Source organism: Streptomyces sp. NPDC090994, from assembly GCF_044768905.1.
In the GTDB taxonomy this organism is placed as follows: Bacteria; Actinomycetota; Actinomycetes; order Streptomycetales; family Streptomycetaceae; genus Streptomyces.
The window spans coordinates 64,726-78,440 of record NZ_JBIVWS010000016.1 but is presented as its reverse complement, the minus strand read 5'-3'; the positions used below and the strand labels follow the sequence as shown (position 1 = coordinate 78,440).

Here is a 13,715-nt window from a genome sequence, read left to right as displayed (position 1 = left end):
ACCGCGGCCCGAGTCCTGCCGCGACCGCTCGAACCCACAGCCGTCGTCGCCCGCCACGCGCAGGTCCAGCGTGTGGCCCGGCACGCCCCTCGTCGGCAACGGCTCTGTCCCCATCGCTCCACGCCGTTTCAAGGAAGGTCCATGTCGGAGTTACAGCGCGCTGCCACGCGAGAGAAGATCGCGATCATCGGAATGGGCTGCCGGCTGCCCGGCGGAGCATCTGACTACCGGACCTTCTGGGAGAACCTCTCCCAGGGGAAGGACTGCATCGTTCCGACGCCGTCCGACCGGTACGACGTCAGAACGCTCGCCAGCCAGGACCAGACGAAGCCCGGAAGACTGGTCGGCGGGCGCGGCGGATACATCGAGGGCTTCGACGAGTTCGATCCGGCCTTCTTCGGCATCAGCCCGCGTGAGGCCGCCCATATGGACCCGCAGCAGCGCAAGCTGCTGGAGGTGGCCTGGGAAGCACTGGAGGACGGCGGGCAGAAACCCGCGGAACTCGCGGGTCAGGACGTCGGTGTCTTCGTGGGCGCCTTCACTCTCGACTACAAGATCCTCCAGTTCGCCGACCTCGGTTTCGAGACGCTCACGGCCCACACCGCGACCGGCACGATGATGACGATGGTGTCGAACCGCATCTCGTACTGCTTCGACTTCCGCGGCCCCAGCCTCTCCCTCGACACCGCGTGCAGTTCGTCCCTGGTGGCCGTACACCTGGCGTGCCAGAGCCTGAGCCGCGGCGAGAGCACGCTGGCGCTGGCCGGCGGTGCACTCCTGCACAGTGCCCCGCAGTACACCATCGCCGAGACCAAGGGCGGCTTCCTCTCGCCCGACGGCCGGTCCCGCACCTTCGACGCCTCGGCCAACGGCTACGTCCGCGCGGAAGGCGTCGGCGTGATCGCCCTCAAGCGCCTGGACGACGCGCTGCGCGACGGCGACCCCGTGCACGCGGTGATCATCGGCAGCGGCGTCAACCAGGACGGGCGTACCGACGGCATCACCGTCCCCAACGCCGACGCCCAGGTCGCGCTCATCGAGCGGGTCTGCGCCGAGGCGGGCATCACCCCCGGCTCCCTCCAGTACGTCGAGGCCCACGGCACGTCCACCCCGGTCGGCGACCCCATCGAGGCGGGGGCGCTGGGCCGCGCGCTGTCGATCGGGCGCGCACCCGGCGCCCGATGCCACGTGGGCTCGGTCAAGGCCAACATCGGGCACTGCGAGGCGGCCGCGGGCATCGCCGGGCTCATCAAGACGGTGCTGTGTCTCAAGCACCGCACCATCCCGCCCCACATCAACCTCGACGAGATCAACCCGGCGATCGACCTGGCGTCACTGCCGTACGAGATCCCCACCCGTACGGTTCCCTGGCCCGACCACGAGGGACCGGCGCGTGCGGGGGTCAACTCCTTCGGGTTCGGCGGTACCAACGCGCACGTCCTGCTCGAAGCCGCCCCGGCGGACGGGACGGCCGGTGTGCCGGGGCAGCGCCGCGCGCGTTCCGGGCCTGCCGTTCTGCCCCTGACCGCACGCGACCCCGCCCTCCTCACCGAGGTCGCCGAAAACATCCGGCGGGAACTCTCCGGCGCCCACGGCCCGGCGCCCTCCCTGTCCGACGTCGCCTACACCCTGGCCCGCCGCCGTCAGCACCTCGACGCGCGGCTGTCGGTGGTCTACGACTCGCCCGCCTCGCTGAAGGAGGCCCTCGACGCGCACCTGCGCGGTGAGGCCCACCCCCGCGTGCTGCTGGACCAGCGGCGTCCCGCGAAGGACCGGCGGCTGGTCTGGGTCTTCACCGGCATGGGGCCGCAGTGGTGGGGCATGGGACGGCAGCTCTTCGAGGCCGAGCCGGTCTTCCGGGAGGCGGTCGAGGCATGCGACCGCGCGCTTCGCGAGTTCGCCGACTGGTCGCTGGTGGAGGAGCTGACCGCCGGCGAGGCCGACTCCCGGATGAGCGAGACCTGGCTGGCCCAGCCGGCCAACTTCGCGGTGCAGATGGGGCTGGCGGCCCTGTGGCGCGCTCACGGTGTGCGTCCGGACGCCGTCGTCGGGCACAGCACCGGTGAGATCGCGGCCTTCTACGAGGCCGGTGTCTACAGCCTGCGGGACGCCGCCGCGATCGCGGTCCACCGCAGCCGGCTCCAGCAGAAGCTGGTGGGCACCGGCACCATGCTGGCGGTGGGCCTGCCGGAGGCGGAAGCCCTGCGCCGGCTACGGCCCCACGGTGGCCGTGTGTCGGTGGCCGCCGTCAACAGTCCGACGGCACTCACCCTGGCCGGGGACGAGCAGGACCTCACCGAGATCGCCGACGGTCTGAGGGACGAGGGGGTCTTCGCCAAGTTCCTCGCCGTCCGGGTGCCGTACCACTGCGCGCGCATGGACGCCATCAAGGACGACCTGCTCTCCGCGCTCGCCGGTCTCCGGCCGCGGCCGGCCCGCGTCCCCCTCTGCCTGACCGCGGGCGGGGAGTGGGCGGGCCGGTACGCCGAGGGCCCTGAGCTGGACGCCGCGTACTGGTGGCGCAACGTCCGCGACACCGTCCGCTTCACCGACGCCGTCGACCGGCTCGCCGACGACGGCCACGGCGTCTTCCTGGAGATCGGGCCCCACCCGGTCCTCGGTCACTCGATCGGCGAATGCCTCGCCGCCCGGGGAGGCGAGGCGCGGACCGTGCCGTCGATCCGCCGCCAGGAGGACGAGCGGGAGCGGTTCGCCCTCTCCCTCGCCACCCTGCACAACCTCGGCTTCGACATCGACTGGGCCGCCGTCCACCCGACCGGACGGCCGGTTCCCCTGCCCCGCTACCCGTGGAAGCGCGACCGGTACTGGACCGAGCCCGCGCCGGTCGAGCGGGTCCGGCTCGGCCGGCTGGACCACCCGCTGCTGGGCCGCCGTCTCGACACGGCCGAACCGACCTGGGAAGCGAGGCTGGACGTCGAGTCCCTGCCGTATCTGAGGGACCACCTGATCCAGGGCAGCGCGGTGTTCCCTGCCGCCGGTTACGTGGAGATGGCGACACAGGCCGTCCGGGCGACGACCGGCGGCGGCGCCGCCCTCGTCGACATCGAGCTGCGCAAGGCGCTGTTCCTGCCGACCGGGCCCGAGAGCACCACCGGCCCGACGGCACCGGTGCAGCTCTCCTTCCGCGGCGAGGACGCCGAGTTCACCATCGCCACCGCCTCCCCGAGCGGTACCGGTGAGCGGACCGTGCACGCCCGCGGTGCCGTACGCTCCGCCCAGCGCGGACACCACCGGCGTCTGCCCCGGCTGGACGTCGACACGGTCCGTCGCGGCAGCACACGCCACCTGACCGGCGCCGCCTGTTACGAGGCGCTGGCCGCTCTCGGCTACCACTACGGGCCCGCGTTCCAGGGCATCGAGGACGTGTGGATCGGTCCGGGAGAGGCGCTCGCCCGCATCCGGCCGCCCGCGCCGATCGGTGACGACGCCACCCGCCACCATATGCACCCGGTCCTGCTCGACTCCTGCTTCCAGACGCTGCTGACACCCCAGCTCCTCGCGAGCGAGGGCTCCGGAGCCGCTTCGGGCACCGGGGTCCGGCTGCCGCTCTCCATCGGCGAGGTGGACCTCGACGCCGTCGGGGACCAGCCGCTGTGGGCCCACGCCGTCCTCACCCGCGACGCGGACGGTGAGCTGGTCGGCGACATCGCGGTGCACGCCGACGACGGCCGTCCGCTCGGCCGGGTCACCGGGTTCCGCGCCGCCGACGTCGAGGCGGCCTCCACCACCGTGGGCCTGGGCACCATCGACTCCTGGCTGACCGACATCACCTGGACCGAGGCCCCACCCGTCACCGGCCCGCACGCCACCGACCCGCTCACCGGTCCCCCGCGGGACTGGCTGGTCCTCGCCGACGGGCAGGGCGTCGCCGACGAACTGGCGGCCCGGGTCACCGCCCGCGGTGGCCGCTGCCACCTGGTGCGGCCCGGCCCGGCCTACCGCATGGCCGCGGACCGGCGGGAGTCGGTGATCAGGCCCGGTTCCACCGCCGACCTGGAGCGGCTCCTCACCGAGCTGCGCGCGGACGGTTCGGCGCCGTACGACCATGTCGCGCACCTGTGGAGCCTGGACCTCCCGCCGATGGACACGGCCGGCACGGCGGCCGACATCCGGGAACACGCCGACCTGGCCGGCTACTCGCTGGTCGCGCTGGCCCGCGCGCTCCCGGCCCACCAGCCCGGCAGCAGACTGCACATCGTCACCCGCGGCGGCCAGGCCGTCGTCCCCGGCGACCCGGCCGAGCCGCTGTCCGCGCCGGCCTGGGGCATCGGCCGCGTCCTGGGCCAGCAGGAACTCCCCGACCACCGCGGCACGCTCATCGACCTCGACCCCGCCACCGGCGAGGACGGCTCCTCACCTGCCGCGGACGCCGAGTCCCTGTTGCGGGAGGTGACCGCGGCCGACGGCGAGCACGAGGTCGCGCTGCGCGCCGGCCGCCGCCTCACGAGCCGTCTCGCCCCGGTCACCGGCCTGCCCCGCCCGCTGCCGCTGCGGCTCCGCGCCGACGGCGCGTACCTGGTGACCGGTGCGTTCGGCGCCCTCGGCAGGATCCTGTGCCGTCGGCTCGTCGCCCGCGGCGCCCGCCGTCTGATCCTCGTCGGCCGTACCGCGCTGCCCGACCGGGACCACTGGCACACCGTCGCCCCGGACTCCCCCGCCGGCGACCGTATCCGCTTCCTCAAGGAACTGGAGGCCCTCGGCGCCCAGCCGGTGCTCGCCCCGCTCGACATCGGTGACGAGACCGCCCTGACCGCGTGGCTCGCCGGCTACCGGCGACGCCAGTCGCCGCCGATCCGCGGTGTGTTCCACCTCGCGGGCCAGGTCCGCGACACCCTGCTGCCGGAGATGGACCGGACGGCTTTCGAGGCCGTGTACACCCCTAAGGTCCTCGGCGCGTACCTCCTCCACCGTCATCTCGCCGACGAGCCGCTCGACCACTTCGTCCTCTTCTCGTCGATCGCCTCCCTGCTGACCACCGCGGGCCAGACCAACTACGCCGCGGGCAACGCCTTCCTCGACGCGCTCGCCCACCACCGCCGTGCCCGCGGCCTGCCCGCCCTCAGCATCGACTGGGGCCCCTGGGCCACGGGCATGATCGAGGAACTGGGGCTGGTCGAGCACTACCGCACCCGCCGGGGCATGAGCTCGCTCTCCCCCGAGGCGGGCATGGCCGTTCTCGAACGCGTCATCGGCCAGGACCGGTCCCAGCTGCTCGTCGCCACCGTCGTGGACTGGCCGGTCTTCCTCGCCTGGTACCCGCAGCCGCCGCCGCTGGTCGCCGACCTGGCCGCGGCGGCCGACGGGGCCGACGCACCGGCGACCGGGGACGGCGCCCTCGAAACCTTCCGTGCCGTCTTCGCCGCCACGGACCCGGCCGCCCGGGAGGCCCTCCTCACCGACCGCTTCACCCAGGTCGTCGCCGGTGTGCTGCGGATGCGGCCCGATCAGGTCGACCCCGGCACCGGGCTGGGCGCGCTCGGCCTGGACTCCCTGCTGGCGATGGAGCTGCGCTCGCGGATCCAGGCCGACCTGGGTGTCACCCTCCCGGTCGTCGCGCTGCTCGGCAACACCCCCGTCGGTGACCTGATCGGCCGCGTCCACGAGGAACTCACGGACCAGGTCGCGGCGGGCACGGACGACACCGAGGCCACCGCCGCCGTCGAGCTGTTCCACGACGAGCGCCTGCACCCCCTGACCCAGAACCAGAAGGCGCTGTGGTTCCTCAGGCAGCTCAACCCCGACGCCTTCGCCTACAACATCGGCGGCGCCGTCGAGATCCGCGCGGAACTCGACCCCGAGATGGTGTTCGCGGCGTTCCGCGTCCTGATCGAACGCCACCCCGCCCTCCGGGCCAACTTCACCCACGACCAAGGCCGGCCGGTGCAGAAGACCGCTCCCGCCGAGGACGCCGCCTCCCGGGCGGACGTCGCGCTCTTCGACGTCCAGGAGTGGTCGTGGGACGACATCCACGCGCTGATCGTCAGTGAGTACCGCAAGCCGTACGACCTCGCCCACGACCCGCTGGTGCGGCTGCGCCTGTTCCGGCGCGGCCCGGACCGCTGGGTGCTGATGAAGGCCGTCCACCACATCATCTCCGACGCGATCTCCACCTTCACCTTCATCGAGGAGCTGCTCGCCGTCCATGAGGCGCTGCGCCTCGGCCGTGCACCGGAGCTGCCTCCCGTCCCCGCTCGTTACCTCGATTTCCTGAACTGGCAGAACCAGTTCCTCGCCGGCCGCGACGCCCGGCGGATGCTCGACTACTGGAAGGCGCACCTGCCGGCCGACATCCCGGCCCTCGCCCTGCCGACGGACCGGCCCCGTCCGCCCGTCCAGACCCACAACGGCGCGTCGGAGTTCTTCGTCCTCGACGCCGACCTGAGCGCCCGCGTCCACGCCCTGGCCCGGGAACACGACGTCACCGTGTTCATGGTGCTCATCAGCGCCTACTACCTGCTGCTCCACCAGTACTCCGGACAGGACGACATCATCGTCGGCAGTCCGGTGACGGGCCGTACCCAGGAGCAGTTCGCCAAGGTCTACGGCTACTTCGTCAACCCGCTGCCGCTCCACCTCGACCTGGCCGGCCGGCCGACCGTCGCCGAGCTGCTCGGCCGGGTCCGCGACGTCGTGCTCGGGGGCCTGGACCACCAGGAGTACCCGTTCGTGCTGCTGGTCGAGGAACTGGGCCTGACCCACGACCCGAGCCGGTCCGCGGTCTTCCAGGCGATGTTCATCCTCCTCACCCACAAGGTGGCCACCGAGAAGTACGGCTACCGCCTGGAGTACATCGAACTGCCCGAGGAGGAGGGACAGTTCGACCTCACCCTGTCGGTGTACGAGGACGAGTCCGACCACCGCTTCCACTGTGTCTTCAAGTACAACACCGACCTGTTCCTCGCCGAGACGATGCGGCGGATGGCCTCCCACTACGTCCATCTGCTCGACGCGCTGACGCGCGCGGCTCCCGGGGAGCCGGCCCGCCGGCTGGAACTGCTCGGGGCGGCCGAGCGCGAGCGGCTCGTCGACGACTGGAGCGGGGCGGGGCGGCGGACCGCCGTGCCCGACGTGCCCGTGCACCGGCTCGTCAGCCGGATCGCCGCCGAGCAGCCCGGGGCCGTCGCCGTCTCCGCACCCGGTGAGGACGGCACCGCCCGGCGGATGACCTACGGGGAGCTGGACGTCCGCAGCCGCGCCCTCGCCCGGCGGCTGCGCGAGCTGGGGGTGGGCGACGGCGCGGTGGTGGCCGTCTGCCTGGCGAAGTCGCCCGAGCTGATCGTCACCCTCCTGGCGGTGCTGAGGGCCGGTGCCGCCTATCTGCCGCTGGACCCCCGGGACCCGGACGACCGGCTGGCGTCCCTGATCACGCACACGGGCACCGCCTGGGCCGTGACGGACTCCGCCGGCGGCGAACGGTTCGCGGGCCTTGCCTGCCGGGTGCTCACTCCGGCCGACCTGACCGCGGAGCCCGCGCCCGACCCGGACCTCCCCGAACCCGACGTCGGCCTGGACGCCCCGGCCTACGTCATCCACACCTCCGGCTCCACCGGCCGCCCCAAAGCGGTCCTGGTCAGTCACCGCAACCTCGCCTCGGCGTACGAGTCCTGGCGCACCGAATACCGTCTCGACCGCGACGTCACCGTCCACCTGCAGACGGCGAACCCCTCCTTCGACGTCTTCACCGGGGACCTGGTGCGCGCCCTGTGCTCCGGCGGCACCCTGGTGCTCGTCGGACGCGAGCTGCTGTTCAACACCGCGCGGCTGTACGACGTCATGCGTCGGGAAGGCGTCGACTGCGGCGAGTTCGTGCCCTCGGTCGTCCGGGGACTGCTGGCCCACTGCGAGCACGACGGCAGCCGGCTGGACTTCATGCGCCTGATGATCGTGGGCTCCGACATCTGGAAGGTCGAGGAGTACGACCGGCTGCGCGCCCTGTGCGCCCCGGAGACCCGGTTGGTCAACTCCTACGGCCTCACCGAGGCCACCATCGACAGCACGTACTTCGAAGGACCCACCGACGGCCTGGAGCCGAGCATGACGGTGCCCATCGGGCGGCCGTTCCCCGGTACCGAGCTGTACATCGTCGACGAACACGGCGAACCGGTGCCGCCCGGCGTCACGGGCGAGCTGTGGATCGGCGGTACGGGCGTCGCCACCGGTTACCTCGGCGACCCCGAGCAGACCGCGCACCGCTTCGTCACCCGCACCGTCGGCCGCGGCCCCGGTGCCCGGCCCGTGCGCCTCTACCGCACCGGCGACCTCGCCCGCTGGGACAGCGCCGGCTGCGTCCACCTGCTCGGCCGCGCCGACGCTCAGGTGAAGGTGCGGGGCCACCGGGTGGAGCTGGGCGAGGTCGAGTCCCGTCTCGCCCAGTGGCCGGCGCTCTCCCAGGCGGTCGTCACCGTACGTCCGGACGAACACGGCGAAAACACCCTGTGCGCCTACGGCGTGGCAGCGCCCGGCGCGGAACTGGACTGGCGTCGGCTCCGCCGCCACCTCGCCGAGCACCTGCCGACCCACCTGATCCCTGCCTCCTTCACCGAACTGCCCGAGCTGTCCCTCACCTCCAGCGGCAAGGTCGACCTCACCGCACTGCCCGCGCCCCGGCCCGCCCCCGACGACACCCCGTACGAGCCGCCCGTGACGCTCTACGAAACCCGGATGGCCGACCACTGGAAAGCCGTCCTCGGTGTCGAACAGGTAGGCCTCCAGCACGACTTCTTCGCGTCGGGCGGCAGCTCCGTCAAGCTGATCGAACTGATCCACCACCTGCAGAACGAGTTCAACCTGACCATCCCGGTCAGTCACCTCTTCCGGGTGACCACGCTGCACGGCATGGCCAGGACGGTGGAGCACATCGTCACCGGCCGGCTCCCCGGGGCGCAGCCCTGGCTGCGGTTCAACCCCGCCGCCGGACCCGTCGTCTTCTGCTTCCCGCCCGCGGGCGGCCACGGGCTGGTCTACCGGCTCCTCGCCGCTCAGCTGCCGGAGTACGAGCTGGTGGCCTTCAACTACCTCACCGGTGACGACAAGACGGCCCGTTACGCGGACCTGGTCGAGTCCCTCCAGCCACAGGGTCCCTGCGAGCTGCTCGGTTACTCGCTCGGCGGCAACCTCGCCTTCGAGGTCGCCAAGGAGCTGGAGCACCGCGGGCGCGAGGTACGCGATGTCGTCGTGCTCGACTCGTACCGTGTCACCGCCGTCCACCCCGTCGGTGACGAGCACCTCGCGGAGTTCGAGCGCGAGCTGCGCGAGCACCTGCGCAAGCACACCGGGTCCGAGGAGCTGGCCGACGAGACCCTCGCCCAGGCCAGGGACTACATCGGCTTCAGCGCCCGCACGCCCAACCTCGGCACCGTACGCGCCGCCGTGACCGTGATCTCCGACGCGCACAAGACCGCCCTGTACGCCCCCGGGGAGCCCGGCTCCTGGCACGGCGGCTCCACCGGTCCCACCGAGGTGCTGACCGGCTCCGGCGAGCACGCCGACATGCTCGACCCGGGGAACCTGGAGCACAACGCCGGTCTGGTCCGCGCCGCCCTGACCCGCGCCCCGGCGCAGGACCGCGTCGGCGCGTCCGGCTCGGTCACGGGAGGTGAGACGCGTGGGGCGTGAGAAGACGTCCGGCCGGCGTCACACGATGATCGTCATCGGCGGCGGACTCGGCGGCCTGTCCACGGGCTGCTACGCGCAGATGAACGGCTACCGGACCCAGGTCTTCGAGATGCACGAGCTGCCGGGCGGCTGCTGCACCGCCTGGGACAAGGGGGACTTCACCTTCGACTGGTGCGTCAGCTGGCTGCTCGGCTCGGGCCCCGGCGACGAGATGCACCAGATCTGGCTGGAGCTCGGCGCGTTGCAGGGCAAGCAGATGCGCAACTTCGACGTCTTCAACGTCGTACGCGCCCCCGACGGCCGGGCGGTGTACTTCTACTCCGATCCCGACCGTCTCGAAGCGCACCTGCTCGGCCTCTCCCCCGCCGACGCCAAGCCGATCAAAGAATTCTGCGCGGGCCTGCGGAAGTTCAAGGCGTGCATGGCGGCCTACCCCTTCCTCAAACCGGCGGGGCTGATGGGCCGCCTGGAACGCTGGCGCATGCTGGCGGGGTTCGTCCCGTACTTCAACGTCATCCGGAAGTCGATCACGACCCTGATGACGGACTACGCCGCGAGGTTCTCCGACCCGCTGCTGCGCGACGCCTTCAACCACATCCTCTACGAGTACCACCCCGCGTTCCCGGTCCTCCCCTTCTACTTCCAGCTGGCGTCGCACGCCAACGGGACGGCGGGCGTGCCCGAAGGGGGTTCGCTCGGGCTGGCGAGGTCGGTCGAGGAGCGCTACCGGCGGCTCGGCGGCGAGATCACCTACAACGCCAAGGTCGAGGAGGTGCTGGTCGAGGACGACCGGGCCGTGGGCGTCCGGCTGAGCGACGGACGGGAGTTCCGCGCCGACATCGTGGTCTCCGCCTGCGACGGCCGCACCACGATGCTGGAGCTGCTCAAGGGCCGGTACCTCAACAAGACGTACGAGCGGCTCTACACGAGGACCATCGACGAGCCGGGGATGCTCTACCCCGGTTACGTGAGCGTCTTCCTGGGCCTGGACCGTCCGTTTCCCCAGGGTGAGCCCTGTACGACGTACCTGCTCGACGAGGAGGAGGCGGCCTCGTTCGTCGGCATGGGGCACCCCAGCATGAACGTGCAGTTCCGCAGTGCCCACTACCCGGAACTCTCGCCGCGCGACACCACCGTCGTCTTCGTCACCTACTTCTCCGACACCGGCACCTGGCGGGAGCTGACCGAGGGACCGGAACAGCACAGCCGCGTGCACAAGGGGGAGGAAGTGCACACGCTGGCGGTACGGCGCGGCCCCGCGTACTACGCGGCCAAGCGTCAGGTGCAGCGAGCCGTCACGGAGTTCCTGGACCGCCGGTTCCCCGGGCTGGCGCAGGCGGTCGTGGCGCGCGACACCGGGACGCCGCTCACCCAGATCCGCTACACCGGCAACCACAACGGAACCATCGCCGGCTGGCTGCCGTTCGTGGACGGCGCGGAGACGCTGGAGAAGGAAGTGAACAAGAACGGCCCGGTCGCGCCGGGGCTGAAGGACTTCTACCTCTCCGGCACCTGGTCCACGATCGGCGGCCTCATCCGGGCCGCCGCGGCGGGCCGTCACGTCATGCAGTTCATCTGCCGCGACGACGGCGTGGAGTTCACCGCCGACATCGACCGGACCCAGCCGCCGCCCACCCAGATCGTCATCCCGGTCGGCCGGCCCCCGGCCCCCGACAGCACCGTCACCGAGGCCAAGGAGCACGAATGAGGATCGAGAAGTGGATCGTGCGCGAGCACGTGCCGGGCGTTCCCGACGTCGACCGGATCTACGAGAAGACGGTCGAGGAGGTGGACGTCTCCCTCGCGGACGACGAGATGCTCTTCGAGACCCTGTACGTGTCGCTCGACCCGTACCTGCAGGGCCTGGCCCTGGAGACGCCCCTCGGCGAGCACATGGTCGCGCACAGCATCCTGCGCGTCGTGTCGGCCGGCCCGCGGGCCGCCTTCTCGGTCGGCGACCTGGTGCAGGGCTACGGCGGCTGGCGCAGCCATGTGATCGGCACGGGTGCGGGATGGCGGTGGGAGCACGGCGCCTTCCCCGTCCCCTTCCCGGCCTTCCGGCGGCTCGATCCACGGCGCTACGACGAGGCGCTGCCGCTGTCGACGGCGCTCGGCGTCATGGGCCCGCCGGGACTGACCGCCTGGGGCACGCTGACCAAGTTCTTCACCGTCGAGCCGGGTGACACGTTCGTGGTCAGCGGCGCGTCCGGCTCCGTCGGATCACTCGCCGGCCAGCTCGCCAAACGAGCCGGCGCACACGTGATCGGCACCACCAGTTCGCCGGAGAAGGCCCGGCACCTGACGTCCCTCGGCTTCGACGACGTCATCCACTACCGCCAGGGCGACGACCCCGGCAAGGCACGCGAGGCACTGCGCGCGGCGGCACCCCGAGGCGTCGACAAGTACTTCGACAACCTGGGCGGGGCGATCACCGACGCGGTGTTCTCCATGCTGAACGTCAACAGCCAGGTCGCCGTCTGCTGGCAGTGGGCGACCCAGATCGCGGGCGACCACACGGGCCCCCGCCTCCTCCCGTACATCATGTTCCCGCGCACGACCGTCCGCGGGATCTTCGCGGAGGAGTGGTACGACGACCAGACCCTCGACGCGCTCCACGACGACCTCGGCGGCATGGTCCGGCGCGGCGAGATCGTCCACCACGAGACCGTCCGGCACGGGTTCGACGCCATTCCCGAGGCGTACCGCAGCCTGTACACGGACCCGGCCGCCAACCGCGGCAAGCTCCTGGTGCGCCTGTGACCGCCCGCTCCACCCGCTCCACCCGCTTCACCCGCTCCACCCGCTGCTCCACCCGCTCCGCTGTGAACAGGAAAGGCCGACGATGACGACGACGGCACTGCGCGAACCGCTCGCCTACCCCTTCGAACAGCCCGACGGACTCGGGCTCCACCCCGTCTACGCCGAACTGCGGCAGCGTCCGCCGGCCCGGGTGCGGATGCCGTACGGCGAGGAGGCCTGGCTGGTCAGCCGGTACGCCGACGCCAAGTCACTGCTGGGCGATCCCCGGTTCAGCATGGCCGCGGCGGCCGGCCGGGACCGGCCGCGCGTCAGGCCGGTCGCGGTGAGCGGCGGAGGGCTGCTGTCCACCGACGGGCCGGACCACCACCGGCTGCGCGGCACGGTGGCGAAGGCGTTCACCGCACGCCGCGTCGAGCGGCTGCGCGACCGCGTGCGCGAGATCGCCGGGGAACTCTCGTGCGACATGCGGAAGTCGGGTCCCGCGGCGGACCTGGGCGACCGGTTCGCCTTCCCGCTGGCCATCACCGTCATCGGCGAACTGCTCGGCATCAGTCAGGAGAATCACGTGCGCGTCCGGGACTGGCTGGACGTCATGATGTCCCACACGGTGACGGCCGAGGAGTTCCACAAGTGGAACTCCACCTTCGCCGCGTACACGGCCGACTTGGTGGAGCTGCGACGCCGGGAACCCGGCGACGATCTCTTCAGCGCCCTGGTACGGGCCCACGACCAGGAGGGGCGCATCAGCATGGAGGAGCTGATGGCCCTCGCCCCGGTGCTCATCAGCGCGGGATTCGTCACGACCTTCAACCAGATCTCCAACTCCTGCTACGTCCTGCTGGCCCGCCCCGACCGCTTCTCCTCCCTGCTGGGCCGCCCGGAGGCGCTCCCCCGCGCGGTGGAGGAACTGCTGCGCTTCGTCCCCCTGCCCAACGGCTTCGCCTTCCCCCGGTACGCCACTGAGGACGTCGAGCTCGGCGGGGCCCTCATCCGCGCCGGCGACCCCGTCCTGGTCGACACGGCTGCCGCCAACCGGGATCCGGAGGTGTTCGACAACCCCGACGACCTCGTCCTCGACCGGGCCGTCAACCCGCACCTCAGCTTCGGACACGGCCCGCACTACTGCATCGGCGCCCACTTGGCGCGCGTGGAACTGCAGGTGGCTCTGGAGGTCCTCCTGGCGGACATGCCCGGCCTCCGGCTGGCCGTCCCCGAAGAGGAACTGCGCTGGAAGACCGGGTCGATGGTGAACGGCCTGCACGAATTGCCGGTCACCTGGTGACGCTGCCGGGCCGGCTCCGGAGGGGGCCGGCGTCCGA

General features: G+C 71.8%; 4 protein-coding genes. All 4 read left to right on the top strand.

Annotated elements, in window-relative coordinates; all coding sequences use genetic code 11:
* Positions 1–141: 141 nt before the first annotated feature.
* Positions 142–9,636 carry an amino acid adenylation domain-containing protein gene (locus ACIQR3_RS27470; RefSeq protein WP_403543317.1) on the top strand — a complete coding sequence of 3,165 codons (9,495 nt, stop codon included), beginning with the start codon at positions 142–144 and terminating at the stop codon, positions 9,634–9,636.
* A gap of 25 nt (positions 9,637–9,661) precedes the next feature.
* Positions 9,662–11,344, top strand: a complete 1,683-nt coding sequence (locus tag ACIQR3_RS27465) for a phytoene desaturase family protein (RefSeq protein WP_403543401.1) — start codon at positions 9,662–9,664, stop codon at positions 11,342–11,344.
* Entirely contained in the window at positions 11,341–12,396 is a 1,056-nt protein-coding gene (locus tag ACIQR3_RS27460; protein WP_215169898.1) for an NADP-dependent oxidoreductase, read from the top strand. The genes ACIQR3_RS27465 and ACIQR3_RS27460 overlap by 4 nt, the downstream gene beginning before the upstream one ends.
* 82 nt (positions 12,397–12,478) lie before the next feature.
* A complete protein-coding gene (locus ACIQR3_RS27455) occupies positions 12,479–13,678 on the top strand; it encodes a cytochrome P450 (RefSeq protein WP_403543316.1) in 1,200 nt (399 codons plus the stop codon).
* Positions 13,679–13,715 lie beyond the last annotated feature (37 nt).

Bases quoted from the DNA above. Each gene is read 5' to 3' on its own strand.
- ACIQR3_RS27470 (WP_403543317.1), top strand. From the start codon at position 142: ATGTCGGAGTTACAGCGCGCTGCCACGCGAGAGAAGATCGCGATCATC.
- ACIQR3_RS27465 (WP_403543401.1), top strand. From the start codon at position 9,662: ATGATCGTCATCGGCGGCGGACTCGGCGGCCTGTCCACGGGCTGCTAC.
- ACIQR3_RS27460 (WP_215169898.1), top strand. From the start codon at position 11,341: ATGAGGATCGAGAAGTGGATCGTGCGCGAGCACGTGCCGGGCGTTCCC.
- ACIQR3_RS27455 (WP_403543316.1), top strand. From the start codon at position 12,479: ATGACGACGACGGCACTGCGCGAACCGCTCGCCTACCCCTTCGAACAG.